Below are 26452 nucleotides of genomic sequence, written 5' to 3'. Positions count from 1 at the left end.
GATGATGTCTCGTTTTTTCATTGACCGCCCGATCTTCGCCTGGGTGATCGCACTCGCGATCATGCTAGGTGGGGCCTTGGCTATTCACGGCCTTCCGGTCAACCAGTACCCAAATATCGCAGCGCCAGCTGTTCAAATCACCGTAACGTATCCCGGCGCTTCTGCTCAGACGGTGCAGGACACGGTGGTACAGGTCATTGAGCAGCAGTTGAACGGCCTGGACGGTCTCCGTTACATCAGCTCTGCCGCTAACAGCGATGGCAGTGTTGAGATCACCGTTACATTCGACCAAGGCGTAAACCCTGACATCGCTCAGGTACAGGTTCAAAACAAGCTTCAGCTTGCAACTCCTAATCTGCCTGCCGAGGTGCAGCGGCAGGGTATTCGAGTAGTTAAATACCAGGCTAACTTCATGCTACTGGTGAGCATCTACTCGAAGGATGGGAAGCTAAGCTACGGCGACCTCGGAAATATCATCGTATCGAGCTTCCAAGATCCGCTATCCCGCACCCAGGGCGTAGGAGACTTTTTCGTATTCGGCTTCCAGAACGCGATGCGAATATGGCTCGACCCGGCCAAGCTCAACAGTTATCAGCTGATGCCTAGTGACGTCACCGCTGCGATCTCTGCTCAAAACGTACAGGTCTCTTCAGGCTCCATAGGCGGGCTACCAACTCGAAAAGGGGTTGAATTAAGCGCTACGGTAATTGGCAAGACTCGTTTAAAAACAGCTGACGAATTCAAGGAAATCTTGGTCAAGGTTCAGCCGGACGGCTCACAGATTCGCCTGAAGGATCTGGGCGAGGTGGTGCTTGGCAATGAGACCTACTCCTACGACGTCAACTACAACGGCAAACCTGCAGCAGGTATCGCTTTGCGCTTGGCAACTGGTGCAAACATGCTGGAAACGGTAGAGCGCGTTAAACACAATGTCGACCAGCTCAAAGCTAACCTTCCTCCCAACGTGGAGGTGGTTTACCCGTACGACACCAGCCCGTCAGTGAAAGCCTCAATCGATTCGGTGGTGCATACGCTGTTCGAAGCCATTGTCTTGGTGTTCCTGGTGATGCTCCTGTTCCTGCAGAACATCCGTGCGACTCTCATACCTACTCTGGCTGTACCGGTTGTATTGCTGGGTACGTTCGGTGTGCTTTATGCCTGCGGATTCACCATCAACGTGATGACGATGTTCGCCATGGTTCTCGCGATTGGTCTGCTTGTCGATGACGCCATCGTGGTCGTAGAAAACGTTGAGCGCCTGATGGAGGAGGAGCACCTCAATCCACGTGAAGCTACCTACAAATCGATGCAGCAGATCTCTGGCGCATTGGTGGGTATCGGCCTGGTTATCAGTGCCGTGTTCATGCCGATGGCGTTCTTCGGAGGATCTGCGGGGATCATTTACCGGCAATTCTCCGTCACGATCATCACTGCTATGGGGCTATCTGTGCTGGTAGCACTGATCTTCACGCCGGCGCTTTGCGCGTCCATGCTCAAAGCACATGTGGGTGGAGTGAAAAAGCCGAGGGGCTTCTTCGCTTGGTTCAACCGTGTTTTCGAGCGAAACACTGATCGCTACGAGTCGGCGGTCTCCACGATCTTGCGTAACCCTAAGCGAACCTTTGTGATCTATGGCTTGCTGCTGCTCGGTGTTGCCCTGATGTTCCGCAATCTGCCATCGGCTTTCCTGCCTGATGAAGACCAGGGACTGCTGGTGGTGCAGATCCAGACGCCCGCAAACAGCAGTGCTGAGCGCACTGAGGCTGTCCTTAACAAGGTTCGACAGTATTTGTTGGAGGATGAGAAGGAAGGGGTGGTCTCGGCATTCAACATCAGTGGCTATAACTTCGCTGGCCGCGGACAGAACTCAGCGGTGATCTGGGTTCGACTCAAGCCTTTCGAGGAGCGCAAATCCAGTGAAAACTCAGCGTTTGCGATTGCTCAGCGTATAACCCGTTTCGCCAGCACCATTCGCGATGCCAATGTTATTTCGATCGTGCCTCCGGCCATCATGGAAATGGGTAACGCAACAGGTTTCGATCTGTTCCTGCAGGACAATGGTGCCCACGGACATGCTGCGTTGATGGCTGCTCGCGACCAGCTGATGAAATTGGTGGAAAAGGAACCCGCGTTAGCCATCGTGAGGCCCAACGGCCTCGATGACGAGGCCCAGTACCAGGTCACGATCGATGACGAAAAAGCACGTGCGCTGCAGGTAACGATTGAATCGATCGACGACACCATGTCGGTGGCCTGGGGTTCTACCTACGTCAACGACTTTATCGATAAGGGCCGTGTGAAGAAGGTATACGTGCAGGGGGAAATGGATTCGCGTATCTCCCCGGAAGACTTTGACAAGTGGTACGTACGCAATGCCGCTGGGCAAATGGTTCCGTTCTCAGCATTCGCTACCGGTCAGTGGGTTTACGGATCTCCGAAGCTTGAGCGTTACGGTGGCATTCCGTCTGTTGAGCTTCTGGGGCAGCCCGCTCCAGGTTATAGCACTGGTGATGCCATGGCAGCTATCGAGCGCATTTCCGCTCACCTACCTAATGGATTTGGAGTGGCCTGGACTGGCCTCTCGTACGAGGAGCGTGCAGCAGGCTCTCAAGCAACCATGCTCTACGTGCTCTCGCTGATGATGGTATTCCTCTGTCTTGCAGCGCTTTACGAGAGTTGGTCAGTACCTGTTTCGATCATGCTTGTTGTACCGCTGGGTATCCTGGGGGCAGTAGCTGCAACCCTTGGGCGAGGGCTGTCCAACGACGTCTTCTTCCAGGTTGGGATGTTGACCACGATGGGACTGGCGGCGAAGAACGCAATTCTGATCGTCGAATTCGCCAAAGACCTCTACGAAAACCAAGGCCGAACTCTAGTGGAGGCGGCGACCGAGGCCGCACGTTTGCGCCTGCGTCCGATCGTCATGACCTCCATCGCATTTGTGATGGGGACGCTTCCCTTGGCTCGAGCTTTCGGGCCTGGCAGTGGGAGTCAGCACTCGATCGGCACAGCGGTTGTCGGAGGCACCCTCGCAGCAACCTTCTTGGCTATTTTCTTCGTGCCGTTGTTCTACGTCGCCATCACAAATCTGTTCAAATCTAAGCGACGTGGGGCTGTAAGTGTGGCTATCCACGTGGGAGCCCATCATGACGCATAAGCCTCTCCTGTTGCTCCTGGCCATGACGCTAGGTGGATGCAGCCTCATACCGGAATACAAGCGCCCTGAAGCACCTGTACCGAGCACCTTTCCAGAGGGGGCTGCATATGCGGCCCGGTCTTCGGGAGATACTGCGCAGATCGATTGGAAGAGTTTCTTCAAAGATCCTGCCGTGCACAAAGTAGTGGATCTGGCACTCGTCAACAACCGTGACTTGCGAAAAGCCGCTTTGAACGTGGATGCATACCGTGCTCAGTACCGTATTCAGGGTGCAGCCTTGCTACCTGAATTCGGGATTGACGGAAGGGCTGGACGGTCTCGAACCCCGGGCGATCTTTCGAGCAGCGGACACAAGGCCACAACAGGGGACAACGGCCTTCAAGTGGGGCTGACTAGCTACGAGCTGGATGTTTGGGGACGAGTGCGAAGCCAGGATCGGAGCGCGCTAGAAACGTACCTCGCAAGCGAGGACACTCAGCGTAGCGTGCAATTGGGATTGGTCGCTAATGTCGCTGTTGCATATTTCACGTGGCGTACCGATCAGCAGCTTTTGGAGGTTACGCAATCGACACTCCAAAATTACCGGCACAATTTGGAGCTGGTTCAAGCCGGTAGCGAGGCAGGTACCGCTTCAGACCTAGATGTGCGTCAAGCAAGAACGCTTGTCGATAGCGCGCGAGGGCAGGTGTATGCATTCACCCGGCAGGTTGCTCAGGATGAGAATGCGCTAAGGCTTTTAATCGGGACGAACATTCCTGCGAACCTGAGAGCCTCGGATCTAGATGATGCCGTGCTTTCGGAAATACCCGCAGGGCTGCCCGCGGCGCTTTTGCAGCAGCGTCCGGACATCCGGGCTGCTGAACATCAACTGATTGCGGCCAATGCAAATATTGGCGCTGCTCGGGCTGCTTTTTTTCCGAGTATTACGCTGACCGGAGGAGTAGGGACAGCCAGCAGTCGATTGAGCGGTTTGTTTGACTCTGGCTCCGAGAGTTGGAGCTTCGTGCCTCAAGTCCATCTGCCCATCTTTAATGGCGGACGTCTCAAAGCGAGCCTGGACTACGCAAAAATTCAGAGAGAGATCGAGGTTTCGCACTATGAATCTGTAATCCAAACCGCGTTCCGAGAAGTAGCCGATGGCCTGGCTGCCCTGGGTACCTGGGATGAACAGATAACAAGCCAGCGAGACCTGGTACGAACCTCTGAGGAATATAACCAGATGGCTCAGCAGCGCTATGACGAAGGTGTAGATAGCTACCTGGCCCTGCTGGATGCGCAGCGTCAATTGCTGTCCGCGCGACAGCAATTGTTGACTGATCGTCTCGCTCAACTCACGTCTCAAGTGCAGCTTTACAAAGCGCTCGGGGGAGGGTGGACTACACCTCAAACGAGCCGAGACGTAGCTCAGCAGTAGTAACTCCGATCTCCTTTGGTGGGAGTATTTTAAGGCGCCATTTGGCGCCTTCTTTTTGCCTACGGTCACTCTGTGACAGGGGCCGCCATCACCAATGTCTTTTTGTGCGTGGTGAGGGAGCTAGTCGTACCACCAGTGAAGAATTAACCTTCAGGGCAACGCTTAGCAGGCTAAGCATCGGTATAGTGGGCTTTCCCTCAGTAGAAAACTGGTTTACTCGTGCCTGCGCATCAATCTCTAGCCAAGGCTCGGTGGCTCGTTTCCATGGCTATACTCAGCGCCCTCGTTGGAAGCACCGCCCCGTCTCCGCTGTATGGTCTTTACCAGGCCAATCTTCATTTCTCATCGACTACGTTGACCTCGCTTTTTGCTGTGTATGCGATCGGCGTACTGCTTGCGCTGGGGATTCTAGGCAAGCTGTCAGATCGATTGGATGACCGACGATTCGTGATTGTGCCGGCATTGCTCGTCGTGGCGGCAGGCTCTTTGGTATTCGCCTTTTCAGAACAGCTATCGGGGCTGTTTCTGGGACGATTTCTAGCTGGAGTCGGGACTGGAGCACTCACTGGCAGTGCAAATGCTGCTCTTGTAGGGTTTGATGCCCAAGATCGCAAACGCCATGCAGCGGTACTGGCGACTGTTTCATTCACTTGTGGTGCAGCGCTTGGCCCTGTGCTTAGTTCGATCGCCTTGGGTTTGGAGCTCTACCCAACGCTTAGCCCTTTCATTTTCAATGCTAGCTTGGCTCTTATGACTGCAATCGGCTTATGCCGCCTGGAGTGGAACGAAAAAGTCGTTCAGCCATTGGGCAAGACAGCTGACAGTGGTTTGCCAAGGACAGCCTTTAGTGAGCAGATGCGGGGCAATTGGCCGGCCTTCACCCGGATTTCCTTCGTCCTAGTGGTTGCTTGGTCAGTGGGGTCTGTCTTTGTTGCGCTCGGGCCTTCAATGATAATCAGCACCATGAGCAGTGCGTCATTAGGAAGCCATGCCTCTGCTGGGCTGCTTGTTACCGCTTTTCAGGCGACCGCTGGGATGACCCAGTTTGTCTGCCGGCGCGTCAGTCCTTCGTATGCGATGAGAAGTGGCGGTGCGTTGCTCTGTGTAGCTTGGCTAGGTTGTCTTGCTGCTCTCTACTTGCATCAACCCTTGATCTTCGTATTTTTTACAATGCTCGCAGGTATTGGCTACGGCGCGACTTTCGTAGGTGCTATGGGGGTATTCACTACCCTAGCTCCGAGCGCGCATCGCGCGGCACTCGGGTCGCTTTTCTACCTAGCCGGTTACCTGGGAAGCGCGATCGGAATCATCGCGATGGGTGCCGCAGTTGATCTATTCGGGTTCGTAAGCGCTTCCGCTTTGATGCTGGTCGTGGTCGGGTCATCGCTTGCTTACCTTCTGTCCGGGAACCTTAAATCATGCCGGTCTGCAGAGTAGGCCACGATACCAAGCGTTGCTTCGTGCAGCCTGGTGATGTGTTTTACGAATCAATGCCAGCATTCTTTTCATTGTCATCAGCTGATGAACCGGGGGCGCTCTGTTCATGGAGGAAAGTTCGTCCCTGCCGCCATGTCATTCTATAAAAACCCAAAGGCCGAAGGCTATTGGTGTATAATTCCACTGCTTTGTTGTAGAAACGCCTCGAATTTGATCTTGAGATTCCATAATGTCGGTAAATACTTTTGACGGGATCAGGGAGTTTGTCACCTCGGCCCATACCCTCAGTTTTACTGCAGCTGCGCTTGAGCTCGGGGTGACGAGCTCGGCGGTGGGGAAGAGCGTAACCCGTTTAGAGGCCCGTCTAGGTGTCAAACTACTTCATCGCACAACCCGACGTTTAATTTTGACTAGCGAGGGCGAGGCGTTCCTGGCCAGCTGCCTTCGAGCGATTGACGAGCTGACAGAATCAGAAAGCTTCCTCACCACTGGACAGCAGGAACCTGTCGGTCGACTTCGCGTTGACCTCCCGGCTGCCTTCGGTCGCCGGCACATCCTCCCTACGTTGATCGATCTCTCAGTTCGGTACCAGAAGCTGGATCTATCTGTGAGCTTTAGCGAGCGCCTCGTAGACATCATCAATGATGGAGTCGACCTGGTGGTGAGGATCGGAACGCTCAAAGATGACGGAGAAATCGTAGCCAGGAAGCTTGGCAGTCAAAGTTTGCTGATCTGCGCTACACCGGAATATCTCGAGCGACGGGGAACCCCCCAGCTTCGAGAAGACTTGCTGGCGCACGACTGTATTGTTGGATGGCGGAACGGCACTCGAAAAACCTGGATGCTGCTGGACGAGAAGGGTCATGTCATTGAGCAGGAAGTGTATGTGAAGCATGAGATGGGCGACGGCGAGATGCTGTTGGAGATGACCCTAGCAGGGGGCGGGTTGGCTCAATTGCCGACCTGGCTTGTACAAGATCAGGTTGAGCAGGGCCTATTGATTCCTGTCCTTCAGCAATACGAGGGAGCGGAAATGCCTATTCATGTGATCTGGCCGCGGACTCGCTACATTCAGCCAAAGGTAAGGATGATTGTCGATGCGCTCTTAGAATTGGCGCAGCGAGACGCGAAGGTTTTCCGACCTGACTGATGTTCGGCGGTGTCATACGAAAAGGCGACCCAACAGGGTCGCCTCGTCACTCTACTTGTCGCCTTTGCCAGGCAATGCGTAAGCAATGATGTAGTCACCTCGATCCGGCGACTGTCGTGCACCTCCGGCAGTCACCACAACATATTGGCGACCTGTGTCAGGCGATACATAACTCATCGGTGTCGCTTGAGAGCCCACGGGCAGAGGCGATTTCCAGAGCTCCTCTCCGGTACTCTGATCGAAGGCGCGCAGATAATAATCCTGGGTGCCCGAGTAGAAGACCAGTCCAGACCTGGTAGTGAACGGCCCACCCAAAGTCGGCATTCCCATTGGAATCGGCAAACCGACTCGCACACCGAGCAGGCGTGTTTCCTTCACAGAGCCAGCAGGGCGTTGCCACTGAAGTTCTCCTGACTTGATGTCGACCGCTGAAATGGTACCGAACGGCGGGGCGATGCATGGAATACCAAGCGGAGACATAAATGGGCTTGTCACAACGCCATACGGTAGTCCTGACTGAGGTGCATAAAGGTTTTTCCCACCATGTGCGTCAGTGCCGCCTTGGGAATCACCCAATGCTCGAGGAGCGACCAGCGTTGTCACGAGGGGCAGGCGAATATCGTTGACGATCAAAGTCCCGGTATCCTCGTTAATCGAAGCGCTTCCCCAGTTCATGCCACCGTAGTTACCAGCGAACTGCAGCGCAGAGGAGTCTGGCCGAGGAGGGGTGAACTCCCCTTCGTATCGCAATGATTTGAACTCAATCCTGCAAAGCAGTTGGTCGAACATCGTTGCGCCCCACATGTCCGACTCTTGCAGGTGCTTGGTACCGATTACAGGCATTTCGACTGAGTAAGGCTGAGTCGGTGACAACCAATCACCTGGTGCGGCGCCTTGTGGGACGGATTTTTCAACTACGCGGTGTACCGGCGTACCGTCGCGTCGGTCGAGTACGAAAATCTGCCCGCGCTTTGTGATCTGTACCAGCGCAGGTGTCTTGGTGCCGTCAGCATTAGGGATATCGTACAGTGCTGGCTGGGCAGGAACGTCGTAGTCCCAGAGATCGTGGTGAACGGTTTGGAATCGCCATTTAACCTTGCCGGTGGCGATCTCCAACGCGACGACTGAGGAAGAGTTCTCCTCGTCAAACGACCGTCGCTTTCCACCATAGTAATCTGGAGTAGCATTGCCTGTAGGCAGGTAAACCAAACCGAGCTTTTCATCGAAAGCGGGTGTGCTCCAGACGTTCGGTGTGCCACGGGTGTAGACATGGTCATCAGGTGGAGGCGTCTGAAGGTTTGGGTTACCTACATCCCAAGCCCACGCAATTTTGCCAGTTTTAGCATCAAAAGCTCGGAACACCCCTGAAGGCTCACTTACTTCCTGGTTATCGAATACCCATCCGCCAACCATGATCACGCCGCCAGCAATTGTAGGAGCCGAAGTTGGTACGTAGTACGCGGTCTTGATTTCGCCTAGGCCCCTTTTCAGGTCGACTACGCCATGCTCACCAAAGTTTTCGCAAGGCTTGCCGGTGGCCGCATCCAGGGCGATCAACCGAGCATCGATCGTGCTAGTGACAATTCGTTTGGAGCAGGTTTGATTGACGGGTTGAGCACCATCGCCAGTGACGACGTGATAGAGCGGGTTTGCTCGGGGCGACTCGTCGTAAAAACTGACCCCGCGGCAGCGGTGCCACTTACCGTTAGGCACGACTTTTGGATCGAACCTCCAACGCTCTACGCCGGTATCAGCGTTCAGCGCGATAACTTGGTTCAACGGAGTGCAGGCATAGATCGTATCGCCCACTTGGATCGGCGTGTTTTGATTCTCGGAGCCTAGCTCGGGCAATTCTCCAGTGCGAAATGTCCACGCGACTTTCAGCTCTGAGACATTTCGTTTGGTGATCTGGTCTGCAGGCACAAACCGGGTGCCGGCAGGAGATCGACCGTACCCATTCCAATCGCCAATTGGAGAATCTTCAGGTGCGCTCGCTTGTACGTTTGGGGCGTGAGAAGTGATGACCCCATGCTCTCTGAACATGCCAATCCCTGATACAACCACTACCAGTGCAATCAGAGCTGCACTCAGTCGCCAGGGTCTTGCAGAGGTTGCTGCCCCCTTCATGTGCGGAGCCAGAAGCAAAGCGGGGATAGCAAGAACAACCACGCCGGAGAGACGAGGGATTAGGGCCCAGAACTGGAGCCCGACCTCCCAGAATGCCCAGAGCAGTGTTCCTACGAATAGGGCTGCATATGCCCAAATTCCTTTGCGACTCCCTTTGATGTACCAGCCCCCAGCAGCAAGGCAAGCGACGCCGGCGATAAGGTAGTACCAGGAACCGCCGAGTCTCGCCAGGGTGAATCCGCCCACGAGTAAGGCGATCGCGAAAATAGTTAGGCAGCAGCCGAATATCGCCGGCCAGGTTCGCCAAGAAGCATTCTTTTGATCCATCAGGTGTACCTTTTTTGTATGCCTCCTCCACAGTGCAGACAGGGTCTAGCCGGAGGAGTCGGCTGTTGGAATTGGTGCAAAAAGTCGCGCGGCGCAGAAGTGTACTGACAAATACACTTTTAGCAAAGCCGTAAGCCTGGCTGGTGAGTGCGCAGCTAGGGAGAGAGAGAAGAGTTGAGCCTGAGGGGCTTCTGGTCGACCAGGGTTTGAGGAAGGGGGCTGTGCCGCAGACATGAATAGGCGGCGCTTAGGGAGTGTCTTACCAGGTTGTGCTGGAGGCTCAGCCGGGATGGCTAAGCCTATTTCTCCCTCCAATGGGACAGATCAGGCCTATAGCAACCCGGCTAGCCGCGCCGTCAGTGGAGAGGATTTTCTAGCCGGAGAGCGTCACTGTGCCGGGGCGTAAAAGGGATAATCGACATAGCCTTTTGCACCGCTGTTACCGTAGAAGGTCTCGCGGTCAGGCATCGCGATGGGCCATCCGTTCTTCATCCTCTCGACTAAGTCAGGGTTAGCAATGAAGGGGCGGCCGAAAGCGATCAGATCGAGTGCCCCAGCTTCAAGCGCTGCTTCAGCGGAAACACGATCAAAGCCCCCGGCAGCTATGAGCGTCCCCTGGTACGACTCCCTGAACGACTCGGCGAATCCCTCTGGCATCCGCTCGGCGCCGATTGTCAATTGGTCGCTAAGATGCACGTAAGCAATGTTCCGCTTCTGCAGTTCCGTTGCAACCGCAACCCATGTTTCGGCTTCATCTACGAACGGCGCCATGTCAAACAGCCGTCCAAATGGGGAGATACGGACGCCTACCTTATCGCGGCCGATCTGCGCTGCGACCGCATCGATCGTCTCGAGAAGGAGCCTGATTCGATTCTCAATCGATCCTCCATACTCGTCTGTGCGGTCGTTGACGGTAGGATTGATGAATTGCTCAAAGAGATAGCCATTTGCGCCATGGATTTCTACACCGTCGAAGCCCGCTTGGATGGCTCGTTCAGCAGCTCGGACGAAGTCAGCCTTGATATCTGCGATCTCTGGGACTGATAGAGCCCGTGGCTTGCTGGCTTGAACTGGGCCAGGCTGACGATTCTCATCATAAGCATAAGTGTTTGAGTTAGCGGCTATCTTAGCGCTAGCGGATACGGGCGCTTCGCCGCCTGGTTGCAATGTCTTGTGAGAAACCCGTCCCACATGCCACAACTGAGCAAAGATCGCTCCTCCAGCAGCGTGAACGGCGTCGTTAACCTTTTTCCAGCCCTCGACTTGCTCTTCAGTGTAAAGCCCGGGGTTGAATAGGTAGCCGCGCCCCTGCAAAGAAACCGGCACGCCTTCAGTGATGATAAGCCCGGCTCCCGCACGTTGCTGGTAGTACAGAACGGTCAGCTCATCTGGCACCGTTGACTCTGCACGTGCGCGAGTCATAGGTGCCATCACGACGCGATTTTTCAAGGGAAGACCTGACAGGGTAAAGGGCGAAAAAAGTGAACTCATGATGATCTCTCTATGATGCGCTCCGTTGCGCTAATCAGAGAAAGATACGCGTGCTACCACTTCAGATAACCCTCCTTGAATTCCAAGCATTATGGAATTTGATTCCACAATAAAAAATTGTCGTCTGATGGTAGTGCCTGTAGCCTAAAAATATCAGTTTAGTTTTTTCATGGATTCTTTGAGGCTGAAGCATCGCAAAATATCGTGATAGCGATTTGAGTCCTTGCATGTCGGCTTTAAAAGATTAACGACAGGAGATTTTTTTGGTTGGGCTTGATTCATTTGATCCGAAACTATTGCGGCGCTTGGATCTAAATAAATTAGTCGTCTTCATTGCCGTCTACAGGTCAAGGAGTGCAAGCGCCGCTGCGGCAATGCTAGGTGTTTCACAGCCCGCCATTAGTAATACATTAAGAGATTTGCGAGCTTTTTTTGCTGACGATCTTTTTCTTCGACGAGGCAAGAGACTCCACGCAACACCGCACGCTCATAAAATAGCGATAATTTTAGAGCCCTCTCTCTGTATCTTAGGTGATGTGTTCAGCCAATTTGCTGCAAATACTTTCCAAGAGTCGTGAGTGCTGAGTCGTCACGCAATTTCTGGCTCTAGCTTAATGGGAAACAATCAGAAGTGGCGCTGCACAGGTACAGGCTGGAGAGAGATTAACTCCGTCGAATGAGGAGGGTGGGAGACAGGCCTGCGATGCAGAAAATGAATCGTTTCTTCGATTTTTCTCAATGGTTGCACATGACTGATCACTGTATCTTCAGTTTGGCCGCTTCTTCGGGCCCTTTGACACGTGACCATGATGTAGAGATCGTGATTCGATGGGCATCCAGAGAAAAGGCCAAATTCTCCCCTGTGCTCTGGGGATTGGTATGAGATCCAGGCCTACCATAATGAATGATCTTACCTTCGCTGACCTAAATCTGAATGTCCATCAGCGCCAAGCCATCTGCAATGACAATCGGGTAGTGGTTAAGGGGACTTCTTTTCGCCTACTTATGTTGCTGGTGAGTAATGCTGACGTCATAGTCAGCCGACAAAATATCTTTCAAAATGTTTGGGGTTTCCAGTTTGATCCTGGAACCAAGCGAATTGAAGTGCAACTAAATTACTTGCGCAAAGTGCTTCTAGCATTGGGTTCATCTACTCGAATTGAAACGCATCGAGGTAAAGGCTTGAGGCTTTGCGAAATAGATAATTGAGATATTTAAGGTACTCACATGGCTTTGTGCATTGGCGCCTCCAGTTAGGTCGACTTCTGTAAGAGTTTCCTAGCTGGCTTGGGAAGCACCTTATCTCCACTAAGTTGCTGGAAGATGGCGCCACAGCAATCCAGAAAACGGCACTCAATACTACCTTTAGGCTCTGCGAGTGTGAGCTTCGCCTACACCTTCGCTTGCGTCCAGATGCCAGATGTTGCTTGCTGCCCTTGAATAGCCTTAGGGATGATAAGCCCCAAGGTTTTTTACTCTCATAATCTGAGCCGCATAGTAGTCCATCCAGGATGCTGGGCCAGCTGTCAGAAATGCTTTCGTGCTACCTGGTTGCAAAAGGGTCAAGCCTGCCATGTCCTTGAGAAGACGCTTGGTTTCATTGGCGATTGAACCTGCAGGTACGCCCGGCAGATACATCAGCAAAAAGAACGTTAGTGGGCCGAACATAACTACCCGCAGAGTGAACGTGTTGTACGTATCGGGCCCATACGCAATTCGCATGAAGAATGGATTCACTCGTCCATCCTGATCAGCCAAGTTCTGCAGCGCCTCATAGTCGCCTTTCAGCTGCTTGATGGTCAGCGGCGCCGCTAATGTCGACACGATTGCGAAGTCAGCCTTTGAGGGGGCAGGGGCGCCGTTAAGAATGAAGGGGATAAATCGCTCAAACAAGTGGCTGTGGCCACGATCGGTACGGGTTGAGTTGAAAGAAATTTTCAATAGCCAACGTGCCAGCTGATCATAGTCGAAGGTGAGCTCTGCGTAGAGCTTGGAATAATTCTGAGTTAGGAATCCATTGGAAGTGAGGAAGCTTTTACCGTAGGCGTCCAGACTGGATAACACGCCACTGTTGCAGGCTCCACAGACATCCTTTACCTGGTGCTCACCGCCGACCATCTTTTTGGCGACCTCGTTCCAGCCAATGACGTTGGCTTCGAGCTGCTTCTGGAAACGGTAGATAAAGGCTGGGATCACGTGCTCCCGAGTGGCTGGAGCTTCTTGCTTGCAGTAGGCGCAGATCATTTACGACTCCATTCGTGGTCACGCTTTGTCAATATTTTCGCCGAAACCCGGCAGAGTATTCAAACAATCCCACGCACTCTCCGCCAGGCCCGGCTACCTCACTACTCCAGTTTTCTAATGAGCCCACCGAATTGTTGTGCGGGCTCTACGTAGCGCAACGCTGACTTCATGTCACTCCAGCCCACGTACTCCATGAGCGTCTTGATATCCCAGCCAGAGCTTGCCGCCCACGTGGCGAAGCCACGCCGGATAGAGTGAGCACTGTAGATCTCGGACGGCAAACCACACCGCCCCAGGATGTCGCGAAGCAGGGGAATCAGGCTATGGGCGGCAAGAGGGTGATCGCTGATGTTCCCCCAGCGATCAATGCCCCTGAACACACCGCCGCGTGTTAGGCCGGCAGCTTCGATCCAGTTCAGATACGCCTCGACCGGACAGAGCTTGCTCAGCGATGGTGTCCTGTACTCACGGCCAATGTTCTGACGATCTCCTTTGGATGACCCAAGATAGAACCTGATCCCGACGTACCGCTCCGCATGCGTGTTTTCGATCGTGAGCTTGGCTAGTTCATCTCCTCGGAATCCCCTCCAAAAGCCAATGGTGAGCAAGGCGATGTCGCGGGTCGCCTTGAGAAGGGCGGCCATGTTGCCGGTGGCCCTTGCTTGATCAACCTCATCCTCCAGGTGCGCCACTGCCTTTTCGAGGTGCAGTAACGCGAGAGGAGCTGCTTGCCTCTGCTGCACGGGGTGTACCGCCCGGATGCCTTTCAGCAACTGCCTGACCTTGGGGGCTTTGGTGGGATCAGGGAAGCCGTTGCTTTGGTGCCAGTTTGCGAGCGCGGCCAGGCGTTGCTTCAGCGTGCTAAGCGCCAACTGGTCGGCGTACTCAGCGATGTAGCGCACAACGGACTCAGTGGTGGTGGGCAGAAATCCGCCCCAGGTGACTTCGAAATGGGAGAGGGCGGCCGCATAGCTTTTCGACGTGTTCTGACGAACGCTCGCCTCTAGGTACCTATCTGCCTTGCTCACCAGTTCTACCACCTGATTTCCCCGATTTGAGTCTTCGGTGACTCGCTTTGGCCAGTTGTACCGCCTCTCGGAGCATTTTACCCCTGTTCAAAGGGCTAACAAGCTATAAATCTCGATTATATCTTGCCAGTTGTCGGCAAATTCCCAGCAAGTTAAAGCATTTTCGTATTATGTAATTGCATGACATGTGACATGACACGAAATTGTTCGGAGGGCATATGGCGCGTGGCGGCGTTAACCTAGCGGTGGTGCAGAAGGCGCGGAACAGCCTGCTTATGCGTGGTGTGTACCCCAGCATTGATGCAGTCCGGGTGGAGATTGGAAATACGGGTTCAAAGACCACGATCGCTCGGTATCTAAAGCAGCTGGAGTCACCAGGATCAGAAGCGAACCCTCGTGAACGCATGAGCGGCGCGCTGCGCGGGGTCGTCGAAAGCTTGTTGGATCAAGTCCAGGAGGAGGGCAGCCAGGCCTTTCTTGAGGCACGAGCAGAGTTCGAGCACGAGCGCAAGCTACTGGTCACCCGAGCCGAGGCACTTGAGAACGAACTCGATGAACTCAAGCTCCGTTTCAGGGAGCAGGGGGATGCTTTGGCTGCTCAAACTGAAGAGCTCAAAACCACTCAGTCCACACTGCAGACTGAGATCACGCGCAACGCTAGGCTGAGCCAGAGCTGCACTGATTTAGAGGTGCGGGTACTAGAGAAGGATGGGCAGATCCAGTCCTTGGAGCAAAAGCATACGCACGCCCGGGAGGCCCTCGAACACTATCGTGCTTCAGTTAAGGAGCAGCGAGACCAGGATCTGAGCCGCCATGAATCCCAGGTCTATCAGATGCAGCAAGAGCTGACAGTCATCCAGCGGACGCTAATGGTCAAGCAAGAGGAGATCAGTCGACTCATTCGTGACAATGAGCGATTGATTGGCGAGAGTCGCCAGCAGACCAAAGAGGTTGCGCAGCAGCGAGATGCTCTCGAGCGCTTGAAAGGAGATCTCGGCATCGCCAACGCAGCAATTGCTCGAGGCGAAGGCGCCAAGGAGCTTTTGACACAGCAATTGGAGGCGAAAGGCAAGGAAGTAATCGACGTACGATCGGATGCTACAGCAGGCCAGCAGCGAGAAAGCGAATTGGTCAAAAGGCTTGAAGAAGCTGAAGCGGAGCTCAGCACCTACCGTACCGCCAAGGAAGTTGACGACCCCGATCGCTAGCGCCCTAAGCAGTAAAAACTTATTCCATGCTGGGGTTGCTTGGAGTAATGCACCCATCAAGGAGGTCGAGAAGGCGCTTGCATCGGTATGAGCACTCAGCGCCAGGCTGGCTGGCCATAGGTCTGCAAGGCAATGTTGCTGACATTGCCTTGAGCTCATAGATGGTGGGCGGGCCCAAACCTAGGTCAGCAGCTCAATGCGCAGAGCAATCATGAGACTGCGCCTCCCTAGCATTACTTCCAATCGTTACGAGGATAGCCAGGAGCCAACTCGAGGTTATGGACTCCATAAAGTGCCAATGGATTTTTCAACCAGAGACGAAACTCAAGTGGATTGAGAGAGTGATCAGGACTGCAGTCAACTGACCACTGGCGGAGGGCATAACCGACTACAGCAGAGCGGAGCCGAATTTTCAGCGTAGCGCTTTCATCCATTCCATAGTCGAGCAGAGCGGTCTCTGGCCTCTCGAGCTGGGGGTGAGGCACAAGCTCCAGCTCTACTCGATGATTCCATTGATCATCCTCATCCATTTGCTCGTGAGGGAGTACAGCCCCCTCAACCGCGCGCACACCCGTAATACGAGTGATCGCGAAATCCCTGAATTGACCGCTCTTCCGATCAAATCCGCGCACATGCCACCTCTGGCCATTATCGAACAGCGCATACGGAACAAACTCCCGTTCGCTTTTCTCACGCAGGGACTCGTATTCAATCCTCACCGCGTGCCCACGCTTAATCCCTCGGCAAATGGATGCAAGAGTGTCTAACCGCGGCTTCGCGAGCTGTGGTTGAGCTAGGCAAGGGATGCCTGGAGTCCAGGTGGATGGCTCTGCATCACCAAACCCTCGACTAACCCAGGTGAGCACCTGCTCTGAGGTGAACTCAAAAATCGGCTTGAAATCATCGACCGGCGTGTAGGCCTTCGTACGGGTATCAAAAGTCAGGTTCTCTGGGGCTAATCGCCGATAAAGCGCCAAGTCACGAGTGGCTGCAGCTGTCTGTAGCTCAAAACGCTGAACGATGTCTTGGCGCGAGACTGCCCCACAAAACCACGCCTGGAGCTCGATGAAAGCCAGTCGATCGCGCTGTTTCTGCGACAGCTCCGGAAGTTCTTCGGTCGAACTCACTGTATAAAACCTCAGTTGCAAGCTTGCGCCGGGATCGTTATCGTCCAAGCACAAGATCTTTATGATCTCTAGTGGCGCTCATTTTAGCTGATCGCTTGTACGCGCGCCATGTGACTCCTTCCTCAGAGGTTTGCTATGTCACGTTTGCTCCGCATCGTTCTGATTGACTCTCTTTGTGCCGGCGACAAGGCCGAAGTGCTTGTTGATGCCAATACCTGCCTGACAGGTACCAATGGCATCGGTAAATCGACCTTTCTGAAGCTCATCCCACTTTTCTACGGAGCCAGCGCCGGCAGGATGGTCAAGGCGGGGACAAACACATCCAGCTTTGCCGACCACTATCTGCCTAGCTTCACTAGCTACATCGTTTTTGAGTACTTGAATCATGAGAATGTGCCGCGATGTGCAGTGCTTCATCGCTCCTCTTCAGGGTACGCGTATCGCCTGGTAAGCAGTCCATGGGATGCCGAGCTTTTGTACGTAGATCAAACCATTGGGCTTTTAGTCGAGCCGAGCAGTCTACAGCGTCGTGCTGCGAATATGCGAATCGACTGCACTCCGGAGCTCACTCCACGCGACTACCTTAGGGTCATCCAGTACAACACTGGCCTAGCAGATCTAGAGGGCATCAATTCCGTTGACCGCAAACGGATGATTGCCGCGCTTCGCCGCACCTATTCACTAGCACCACTGCGTCATCACTTTGGGGGCATCGACAACCTGATGTTCTCGCTTCTCGAGTCGAAAGGCACCTTTGACTCCATGAAATCGGCCATGAAAGAAATCCTCCAACAGGAGACCGGCATTGAGAGCGTAGATCTCTCCGGAATGGATTTAGGCGCTTTCACTGGAGCGGTCGATAGTCGCACAAGCTATTTGATCATGGAGAGGCAAATCAGCCCGATTATTGATCGTCTATCTGAGCTGCATCCTCGACTCGTGGCCAATGAGGGGCAGCAGGGGCGGCTCAAGCGAATTGCAGCTGATCAACTGAACGACGCTCAGGGCGCCAAGAAGACCGTTCAGGAGGAGATTGATGAGGCCCGAAAACTCGAATTCATGGCGACTGAGACTCACAACGAAAAAAATGAAGCTCTTCAGGATCGGTTAGGGAACGCGCGTCGCGCAGAAAAAGACGCTGTGAGAGATGTCCAGGATCTGATCAATCAAAAGCAACTGTTTGATCAAAGCATCGTACCTTCCTTGATGGCCGATTATGCCTCAATGCCCGCGCTTGAGGAGGGCCTGCGGGCACTAGGAGCAGAGCACTCAATCCTAGTAGAGCAAGGGCAGGGAATCCAGAACCGGTACGAAAAGCTTGAGACAGAGCTAGTTCGCTCAGTGTTAGAACGTAAACAAAAGCGTGTTCAGGAGTCTGATACCCGGCAGGCAGAGATCCGTGTGAAAGCCCAGGATCAGCTGGATCAACTGGAGCTCCAGACCGAATCTGCCCGCAATCAGCATGCTAGCGAACTTGAGGATCATCAGAAGAAAAACACCGTACTGGCCACTGCACTGACAGATCTTCAGAGTCGGGCAGCTTTCTTGGATACGCTTCGATTCTTGCCAGAGACCACAGAGGCAATCCAGACCGAGCAACGAGCGATTGAGCTTATACGTACAGAATTAGACAAGGCTACGTCCGAAGTCGCCGGACACGATGCTGAGCAGCGTAGATTCACTGCAGAACAGCAAGCAATTGCAGGTGAGCAACAAATCCTCGTAAGCCGGCGGGAGGAGTTGCGTGCCGAGGTCGAAAAGCTAAGCCGTCAGCTCAACCCAGGTGAAGACACATTGCTGGCCTTTCTGCGGTCTGAGTGCCCAGGGTGGGATCAATCCATTGGCAGAGTCATTAACCCCGGGTTACTGATGCGGACTGACCTGTCTCCTTCGGGCACGCTCGAATCCTCAGGGTTGTTTGGGGTTCACCTCGATCTCCACAGACTTCAACCTGTATCGGAAGCTGATAAGGAAGTAATCGAATCGAGCCTGGCAATAGCGAACCAGCATCTGATTGAGATTGAGGATGAACAGCAGCAACTGACCCGTAAAACCGCCGTGTTGCTCGACCAACGTAGGCAGCATCAGTCAGTGCTGGCAGAGATTCTTGGGCGACAGAACAAGCACCAAGAGAATGTCAAAGCTCTGCAAGGATTGATCACAACATTAGAGGAAGAGGGCAAGGACAAGATCGCACAAGCGCGAGCCCAATGCGCTCAGGCGGTGGCTGAAGCCTTGCGCTGTCACGATGCCCATGTCGCCCAGTCTCAAGAGCTGAGAAACTCTCAACAAGCCCATCTTGCTAATCTTAAAGGCATCGTGAAGGAAGTCAGGGAAGAAACGTCGGCTCAGCTGGCAGAAATTGAGCGCTTGAAGGAGGTTGCCCTCAGTGCCCTTGACCGAGAGCAAATCGACAAGCTTCATGCCTATACGTCTGCGCGAATCGATGAACTCACAGATGCGGGAGTTGATTCTGGCGCCATCAAAAAGCTTGAAGCAGAGATCGCTACTATCAGGGCGAAGCTCGCGACCCTTAGTAAACACCTGTCAGACATCCGGAACTATCAACTGTGGCTCAAGGATGATCTACCCAAGCTCCCTTCGCTTGAAGCCGCGCGCCTGCAAGCTTCCGAAGCCACAAGCCGTATTGAGCATGAGGTACGGCTGTTCCAAGAGGCAAGGAGTGAGCAACTGAGGGCCTTCAAAGCAGCCCAAGCATTGCTTACGGAGCGCCAGTCTGTCGTTGAAGGGAAGCTAGTGATCCTGACATCGGTGTTGAAGCGCCTAGAGAACACTCCTGTTGTGAACTCAGACCTAGATAGCTTGCGGAAGCTCACCCCTGCCGACATTGAAGCTGAGGTAGGGCGCCTACATCGTGATGCGAATGGTCAGCGGGATGAGGGGCGCAGCCTTTTCAGAAAGATCGAAATGGGCATTATGGCAGGCCCGCGTGACACTGCTGAATACGATGCCATTCAAGATATCGCTTTACGAGCACGCCAGGCAGATGCCACTGGCGAGCGTGCATGGTTCCATGCCACGCCTGAACTGCAGATTTACATGGCAGAGGGGCACGACGTGCAGCGCAGCAAGCTGATCACGCGTGTCAGGACGCTTTGCACTCAAGTCTCCGAAAACCAATCAGTCCTCAATGGCCTCCATCGTGCCATCCAGGATCTCGGGCGGAAGGCGACCAAGAAAGTGACTGAAGTGCTGACAGCGTTTCCTCAGTTCACTAATTTCGAGTTTCGCGTGGTCTCCCGAATTCACGACATAAGCGCTTGGGACGAGATCGACGGGCTGGTAGAGCAATACAATCGCTGGCGCGTTAAGCCAGCTGGTGAGATTCCAACAGACGCGCTCAACGAACGACTGATGGCCATGCAGCGACGAATGAAAGCCGGCGGCTTGCTCTCAACAAAACTTGCGGACTGCTTCGACGTATCGTTGAGCTGGATGGTCAATGGGGCTCAAAGGGTTGCCTTCAACACTGCAGACCTCGGCGATGGACTCAGTACAGGCCAACTCAAAATCATCGTCGGAATGATCTACCAGGCCCTTTTTGAGCTCATTCGACGTGACGCTGACTTCGATCTGCTCCTGCCGATTGATGAGGCGCTGGAGCTTGATGTGAACAACGCATATACATTGCTCAAATACTTCAACGCTCGAAACTCCCAGCTGATGCTTGGTTTCCCTGGCGGTGCCCCCGAGCTCATTCGTCACTTCACACACCTTTACGCGCTTGACCGCCGACCGTCTGGGGCGGTCTACGTCAAGCAGTACCAAGCTCCGGAAACTGACAGGCTCGCGGAGCTGAATGATGAGCTTGAACTCGATGACGAAATGGAGGCATTCGCATGAGAGATGCCCTCGAAAACCTCCTGGCGGGTCGCTTTATTTGCCGCTACTCGGCGCCAGAACTTTACAACCAGCTGTGTAGCGCCAGCTATGCACGTGCAATCGAGCAGGCACTGCAGCCATTAGGTAGGACGCTTGGCTGGCTGGGTAGTCTTGAGCAGCCAAGCGCTTTCTTTTCACGCTTCGTCAACCTATCCAATGCGAATGATCGGGCCGCGGCCTCAGAAGAATTCAGGCATATCCGTGACGCGATCTGGCCAGTGGTTGAATTCATTCAGCTATGCGCCAGGGCTGGCAGAGGCGACGCTTGCCTGGCGCCCGGGGAGGAGGTGCATACCGCGGAAATTTTGACTCAGGTTGAAAACAGCTCGATTTGTGCAGACCAGTTGCGCGACCTTGCGGGTCATACCTTCTTCCGCAAGTCCAAGCGAGGTGAGAGCCACAGTGACAAGCTGTCAGTCGTCCTCAAGACCATGGAGGAGGAAGGTTTTCTGGTTAGGAAGGGGGCTGCATCATCCATTTATGTTGCTACAGGTAAAATGGCCTACCTCTATCGTGCTATGTCCTGGATCGTCGAACACCAGAAATTGGTGCCTGAAGATGAGAGCGATGCAGCGAGCGACACACAGAGCGAGTTGATCCTGTGAGAGCAGAAGATTGGGCAACACTAGGTAAGCATCTGGTCGCAAATGCCACAACGCTAGAGTCCATAGTCCAGGCGGATGAGGAGGGCGCTAGCAAGCCGGAAATCATGACCCAGGGCATTATGTGGCTGATCAAACAGCATCTGGTGGATGAATTTGAAGGCAGCCTTCATCCCTCGTCTCTCCTGATTGACCTTGGTGTACGGATCAGCTCGCAACGCTTCGAATTGTCCGCACCCGATCTCCAGGAGTTGCTGGTCAAGATCGAGCAGGCTTGTGAACGCTACCTGTCTGCAAAGGACGTCTCGTTAGCTGAGGCTGAAAAAGAGCAGCGAACAATCTGGCTGGCGGTACGCCAGGTCGTGACCCACCTTCGGGATGAGCATCGCGCAACAACTGAATTCATAGAAGGCCGTTACGGTTTTTCTCCTCGTTTCAAAGACCGTCTTAGAGACATCCGGCAAGCCGTGGAGCGTCTGGAGCGGTTAGCTAAAACGCTGGATGCTTTTGAGTACACGAAGCTATGGAGTTGGTGTCAGAGTGACAGGACGCTTCGTCGTCTGCTGCTGACTACCCTCCACAGCGCAATCATGAGACAGCGCACTCGGCTAGGTGACTTGATCACCAGGCTCGACCAACTTGGCGTAACCGTAAGAAAGCGCAACCGCATGCGCCAAGTCGTATTGGCAGTCGAAAGCTGGATTCAAGCTGGCAACATGCCGGAGCTGGACGGCATCCTGGATCGGGCAGACGCCGCGGAATGGCCATGCGCTTCACCTTTGTCCATCGGAGGCTACTTACACCCTGCGGTGGAAGACTCGCAAGCAATCGACGACATGGCACTACTCATCCACGCCTTACCCGCTCCAAGGGTGCGAAAGGCCGTGGATGATCCTAAGACTAGGCCGGCAGCGCGGGTAGTCCCAACAGAGCTGGAGGTTGTCGAGGCCCCGGTTCCGTTTGCGCAGCCACATCTGGAGGCAATGCTTGCGAGGTTGAAGGAGCAACGCACACCTCAGAGCGCCAGCCGCTATTGGGAGGGTAATGCTGAGCGAGAGTACGGGGTGAACGTATGGCTGTACGCACTGGATGCCTACTATCGAAACCTTGTGGTCGTTGCGGAAAAGACTGAAAAGCCACTGCGATATGTGCTCGAACCTGTAGCTGAGCCCATGGCGAGAGGTATCGCGAACCAGGTAGTGACTGACCTAACCCTACGTATCAAGAGACGCGGCGAATGAGTGACCACAGCGTTTTACGCAGCAAGCGAAGCATTGAAATGATCAGCACACTTGTGCGCGTGGGGCATGGCAGGGTTGGGTTGGGCAAACTATGGAAGACGATTCATCAACACTACGGAGTCGGTGAGATCAGTGGTAGCAAGCTATTGCTAAGTCCTGCTGATCGCCAAGCACTCAGGAACTTGCTGATCGATAAAGCCAAGTGGGATCCCATTGAGGCAAGGAAGGTTGAGGGTTCAAGGATAGAGCTCGCCGGCCGCTCTCGGGTAGAGAAGGCATCTAACGAGGTCATCAGCCGAAACCTGGTACTGGTTAGCAGCCCAGAGGGTAAGGTGGTCTTGGCTGAGCGCCAGTATGAGATTCCTAAAGGCGGCTCACTGGCTATCCCTGCAGATCTCGTAGCTGGGCTCGATTGTTTCGTCATGATCGAAAACCTTGAGGTTCTCTTGCAAGCACACCTCTACCAAGTGCCGGCAGAACTGGTGGGTGCACCCTGGGTATTTAGAGGGTCACCACAATTTTCAATCGCGTCAGCTGCAGCCTTGGCTAAAGCGACTCCGAACGTGTACTACTTCCCAGACACCGATCCTCAGGGGTTGGCCAACAGCTTAAACGCTGCCAGTTGCTGTGGGATTGTAAGCTGCACGCTTGACGGGCTACATGAGCTGAAAGCAAAGGAGCTGGATAAGCCCCATGACTACATGACCCAGGCGCACATGATGGATGGCTTGCTCAAGTCAGGTCATCCATTGGCGTGCCTCCTCAAGGATCTTCGCACCGGTTTTAGCCAGGAATCAATGGCTGGGCAGAAGCTGAAAGTCTGGTCTGACGAGTCCAGGGCTTAGGGCAGGCCTTGCGCCCAAGTGTGTAGCAGAGGTCGTTAGCCCCTAGCTGGATGGCCTCAACCATGCTCGTTGCAGTGGACGCTCAGCAGATGTGCACGTAGAGGCGAGATTAAGCCAAGTGAGACTGCCCGAGGGACTGCCTGCTTAGCGGTTTTTACTCCGCTAAGCAGGCTGCAAATCTATCGCGAGAGCCGAACCCTCAGCCTGCGAGCTCGCTCCTTGAATGCGGTCTCGCCACCCTCCAAAATGTCACATACACGCTCTCTAATCGTTCGATCTTCCAGCCCGCCCGAATGGTAGGTAATTGGTGGTAATTGACCATGCACATGCGGGCCACATTCGGCGATGATGATCTGATCTGCGTCTGTGTTCACGACCAAATTGGCGTTGTGAGTCACCATGATGACTTGACGAGTAGCCTTCGCAGCCATGAACAATGGGACGAGGTCGTTATAGATGGATTTTGGGTCAAGGTTCTCTTCAGGCTGATCAATAATCAGCGGTCGACTGTCATTCCCATCAAGGGAAAGGTAGAGCAACAACAGTACAATCCCTCGCGTCCCAGGGGAGAGCTTCTGAATCTCAATGCCATCGTAATTGACAGCGTATCGGACGGAGATATGGTCGGTGCCATAGAGCCACTGGGCAAGCCGCTTTGTCCATCGGCGGTACTCGGCAAGGTCGGATGCAGCTACTGGGGAGTGCTCAAGCAGCTGCTCCTGATAGGTTTTGATGAACTCCTTCAACGCCGCCAGCGCGGTGTCTTCGTCACCCTGTAGCCACGGTGTATTGAGTGACTCAAGTACCTTCTCGCGTAATGTCCCTCGACCTCTGAATGGGCCTTTCTTTGAGAGGTTGAGTAGTGACTCTCCTTCTTCAGCCCAGGCGTCGATGTCCACCGTGCGCGCAACAGAGAACGACAGCTTGTTCAGCGTGCCTTGAGCGCTCTCCAGAAGCGCTTTGATCGGTGAGTACAGCTCTTGCAGTACACGCTCCTCAGCCACCAAGGCTGAAAACACGCGCTTGTAGGAATTATTGCGTTCGTTGAGCAAGCTCTGAAGGCGCTCGGCTGCCCCCTCGTGGTCGGCCAGCTTCTCTTTGCTAGCCCGCAACAGCTCCGACTCTGTCGTGATTTTGGTCGAAAGCTCCTTGAAGCGCTTCGTGGTTTCCTGATCAATGCTCACCAATTGCTGTAATCGAGCAATTTCTGCCTGCAGTTGAGCCAAGCTGCATTGGTCAAGGTCGGTGGCGTCATCAATGTAAGGGGCCTCAACGTCTTCCTGCTTCGCAGGAGGCACACCAAGCCAACCATCCCTGTTTCCCCTTGCATTGAGCAGCATGCCGGACAGAATGGCGTCGACATCGCCTTTGTAATCCCGGAAGAATGCCCCCCATTCATCACTACCCAAGCCGCTGGCCGCATGGCGAGCCTGGATTTCACGAAGATCGCTGGGGGCAACAATACGGCGGATGTTACCCACCTCATCTTGCATCAGCAGAACCTGCTGCTCCTGGGCTTTGAAGTGTCTGACATAACCAGCGATCTTTTCTGAGGCAGTTGTCAGAGCTTGCAACCTTGCCAGCCTACTCTCTGACCCTTTTGCGACGAGCTTGCTTCTGTCTTCGGTCAACCTGGCAACCATGGCGTCCTTTTCTTGTACCTGAGCTTTCAACTGCGGTACTAAGCTGCGCTTCTCGAACTCAATGTTGATACGCTCTGACAAGCTACCCAAGGATTCCTCTTCCCGGCGCCGGGCCTCGCGATAGCGTTCGGATTTGATTTCTCTCAGGTCATTGAAGTTGATTGCACCCTCACGCTCTGTTGAGGAGTGGGACTCGTAGATGACTCGCTCAACCTCAGTCAGCAATCCATCAGTCATCCCATCAGCAGAGCAGAGCTCGTCAACAAACTGTTGCGATAGGTATCGAGCCCTGGGATACACGAAATCGTCGTCGGTTGTTTGGCTGAGCGGGCTAGATTCGGCCTCACCATTGCACCAGGTGATGTTTACCTCAGCATCCTGTAGGTGTTCGCGCGCCCTCACCAAAAATGAATGTCCAGTGATAGCATTGCCTCGCGCTTCACATCCCGCAGCGAGGATGTCGGCTAGCGCTGTTTTTCCAGAACCCCTGGCGCCAATCACGGCAATCAGGCCGGGATTGAGTTCGAGAGAAGGTGTGGTGAGCCACGGCGCATTGGTTATGTCGACCTGAGCAATCACTTCAGAAGAGTTACCATAGGGAGGCGGTTCTTCTCCAATGAAGGCTCGCCCACCAGGGTCAATACACGCTTGTCGAAGCGTATCGAAGGTAGGACTACCCTTAAGCCAGCTGTATCTCTTCTCGTCGGGCGCACCGGCCTTGGAAGTTTGGTGAGCATCACTTCCGTGAAGGCATGGTTTCAGACCGTTGTACCGCTCAACCAGGCTTGCTGCTGACAGCCCTTTGCGCCCCAACCAAAACTCACGTTGATTGGGATTCGAAGCGAATATGACATGTGCAAAGCGCTCGATTTCTTGCCTGAGAACTTCATCGGCGCCGTCCTGCAAAGCAGCGGTACCATCGTTCTGCTTGGCCGCTACAGCGATTATCAAGTTATCTCGCGCCCACTGGCTTTGCTTGTACTTGTCCCTAAGCTCCTGGAATGACACCTTGAATCGCTCAGCGCCATGTCGCAATGCAGCACGATCATCGACTATCTCAGGCTTGGCTTTTTTCCCTAGCCGCCTCAGATCACTGGGTGTGCATCGGAACTCGTCTTCAAAGGCTTTGAAGGACAGCGAGGCGAGAAAACGCTCCAGCTCGTCCAGATGATCCGGATCATCCGGACACACCAATAAGTGGGCATTGATCCATGATTTCGCCGTCCCAACATCAAAGCGGATCTCTACGTTAGGAAAAAGGAGCTCGCAGTTTGGGAGCCTGCCTGACTGCTTATGCTCAACCAGCTGCTTGTATGTGTCGAGCAGGTAGTAGTCAGTTACTGCGATCGCGCTGATCTGGGGGGATGATTCCTCAAGGGCCTTCAGGTATCCGTCCCAATCACCCCTGAAATTGTCGTTGAACAGCGTACCTGGGGCATGTACGTGAGGATCCCATCGAAGCCAACGAGATCCGGAAGTAAGGGGTTTTGGCTCGGTCTGCATCATTA

Annotated in this window: 17 protein-coding genes; 11 read left to right on the top strand and 6 right to left on the bottom strand. The window is 54.1% G+C overall.

Going from position 1 to position 26452, the window contains the following annotated elements; all coding sequences use genetic code 11:
* Positions 1–4 precede the first annotated feature (4 nt).
* The 4 genes from QQL85_RS12040 (at position 5) to QQL85_RS12025 (ending at position 7158) form a co-directional block, all read left to right on the top strand.
* Positions 5–3157 (top strand): efflux RND transporter permease subunit, encoded by a 3153-nt coding sequence (locus QQL85_RS12040; protein ID WP_284353891.1) that lies wholly within the window; start codon positions 5–7, stop codon positions 3155–3157.
* Positions 3147–4571, top strand: a complete 1425-nt coding sequence (locus tag QQL85_RS12035) for an efflux transporter outer membrane subunit (RefSeq protein WP_284353526.1) — start codon at positions 3147–3149, stop codon at positions 4569–4571. The genes QQL85_RS12040 and QQL85_RS12035 overlap by 11 nt, the downstream gene beginning before the upstream one ends.
* A 264-nt stretch (positions 4572–4835) precedes the next feature.
* The gene (locus QQL85_RS12030) at positions 4836–6008 is read left to right on the top strand and encodes an MFS transporter (RefSeq protein WP_284353527.1); all 1173 of its coding nucleotides are present in this window, start codon (positions 4836–4838) and stop codon (positions 6006–6008) included.
* Between the two features lie 229 nt (positions 6009–6237).
* Entirely contained in the window at positions 6238–7158 is a 921-nt protein-coding gene (locus QQL85_RS12025; RefSeq protein ID WP_284353528.1) for a LysR family transcriptional regulator, read from the top strand.
* Positions 7159–7209: 51 nt separating this feature from the next.
* On the opposite strand, the gene QQL85_RS12020 is transcribed toward QQL85_RS12025, so the two are convergent.
* On the bottom strand, positions 7210–9612 hold the full coding sequence (locus tag QQL85_RS12020; protein WP_284353529.1) for a membrane-bound PQQ-dependent dehydrogenase, glucose/quinate/shikimate family: 2403 nt from the start codon (positions 9610–9612) through the stop codon (positions 7210–7212).
* Positions 9613–9999: 387 nt separating this feature from the next.
* Positions 10000–11103, bottom strand: coding sequence for an alkene reductase (locus QQL85_RS12015; protein WP_284353530.1), 1104 nt, complete (start codon positions 11101–11103; stop codon positions 10000–10002).
* Positions 11104–11366: 263 nt separating this feature from the next.
* Here QQL85_RS12015 and QQL85_RS26645 point away from each other — a divergent pair, with 263 nt between their 5' ends.
* Both QQL85_RS26645 and QQL85_RS12010 read left to right on the top strand, forming a co-directional pair.
* Complete coding sequence (locus QQL85_RS26645; protein ID WP_349816521.1) at positions 11367–11681, top strand: LysR family transcriptional regulator; 315 nt, start codon at positions 11367–11369, stop codon at positions 11679–11681.
* Between the two features lie 322 nt (positions 11682–12003).
* Positions 12004–12312 (top strand): winged helix-turn-helix domain-containing protein, encoded by a 309-nt coding sequence (locus QQL85_RS12010; RefSeq protein ID WP_284353531.1) that lies wholly within the window; start codon positions 12004–12006, stop codon positions 12310–12312.
* 237 nt (positions 12313–12549) lie between these two features.
* On the opposite strand, the gene QQL85_RS12005 is transcribed toward QQL85_RS12010, so the two are convergent.
* Entirely contained in the window at positions 12550–13347 is a 798-nt protein-coding gene (locus QQL85_RS12005; RefSeq protein ID WP_284353532.1) for a hypothetical protein, read from the bottom strand.
* A gap of 101 nt (positions 13348–13448) precedes the next feature.
* Positions 13449–14375: a tyrosine-type recombinase/integrase gene (locus tag QQL85_RS12000; RefSeq protein WP_284353533.1), complete on the bottom strand. Its 927-nt coding sequence runs from the start codon at positions 14373–14375 to the stop codon at positions 13449–13451.
* Between the two features lie 218 nt (positions 14376–14593).
* Between QQL85_RS12000 and QQL85_RS11995 the strand changes: the two genes are divergently transcribed.
* Positions 14594–15583 (top strand): DNA-binding protein, encoded by a 990-nt coding sequence (locus QQL85_RS11995; protein ID WP_284353534.1) that lies wholly within the window; start codon positions 14594–14596, stop codon positions 15581–15583.
* A 233-nt stretch (positions 15584–15816) separates the two neighbouring features.
* Here QQL85_RS11995 and QQL85_RS11990 read toward each other — a convergent pair whose 3' ends face one another.
* Positions 15817–16758, bottom strand: coding sequence for a helix-turn-helix transcriptional regulator (locus QQL85_RS11990; protein WP_284353535.1), 942 nt, complete (start codon positions 16756–16758; stop codon positions 15817–15819).
* A gap of 87 nt (positions 16759–16845) precedes the next feature.
* On the opposite strand from QQL85_RS11990, the gene QQL85_RS11985 reads away from it, so the two are divergent.
* From QQL85_RS11985 to QQL85_RS11970, 4 genes are read left to right on the top strand one after another with little or no spacing between them, the layout of a single operon-like run.
* Positions 16846–20574: an ATP-binding protein gene (locus QQL85_RS11985; RefSeq protein WP_284353536.1), complete on the top strand. Its 3729-nt coding sequence runs from the start codon at positions 16846–16848 to the stop codon at positions 20572–20574.
* Positions 20571–21218 (top strand): hypothetical protein, encoded by a 648-nt coding sequence (locus tag QQL85_RS11980; RefSeq protein ID WP_284353537.1) that lies wholly within the window; start codon positions 20571–20573, stop codon positions 21216–21218. The genes QQL85_RS11985 and QQL85_RS11980 overlap by 4 nt, the downstream gene beginning before the upstream one ends.
* Complete coding sequence (locus QQL85_RS11975; RefSeq protein WP_284353538.1) at positions 21215–22456, top strand: hypothetical protein; 1242 nt, start codon at positions 21215–21217, stop codon at positions 22454–22456. Before QQL85_RS11980 ends, QQL85_RS11975 begins: the two co-directional genes overlap by 4 nt.
* Positions 22453–23301, top strand: coding sequence for a DUF7281 domain-containing protein (locus tag QQL85_RS11970; RefSeq protein ID WP_284353539.1), 849 nt, complete (start codon positions 22453–22455; stop codon positions 23299–23301). The genes QQL85_RS11975 and QQL85_RS11970 overlap by 4 nt, the downstream gene beginning before the upstream one ends.
* 179 nt (positions 23302–23480) lie before the next feature.
* On the opposite strand, the gene QQL85_RS11965 is transcribed toward QQL85_RS11970, so the two are convergent.
* On the bottom strand, positions 23481–26447 hold the full coding sequence (locus QQL85_RS11965; RefSeq protein WP_284353540.1) for a TrlF family AAA-like ATPase: 2967 nt from the start codon (positions 26445–26447) through the stop codon (positions 23481–23483).
* Between the last annotated feature and the right edge of the window lie 5 nt (positions 26448–26452).

The sequence above is a fragment of the Pseudomonas putida genome (assembly GCF_030159595.1).
Taxonomy (GTDB): Bacteria; Pseudomonadota; Gammaproteobacteria; order Pseudomonadales; family Pseudomonadaceae; genus Aquipseudomonas; species Aquipseudomonas putida_AC.
This window is presented reverse-complemented; position numbering and strand designations above follow the sequence as displayed.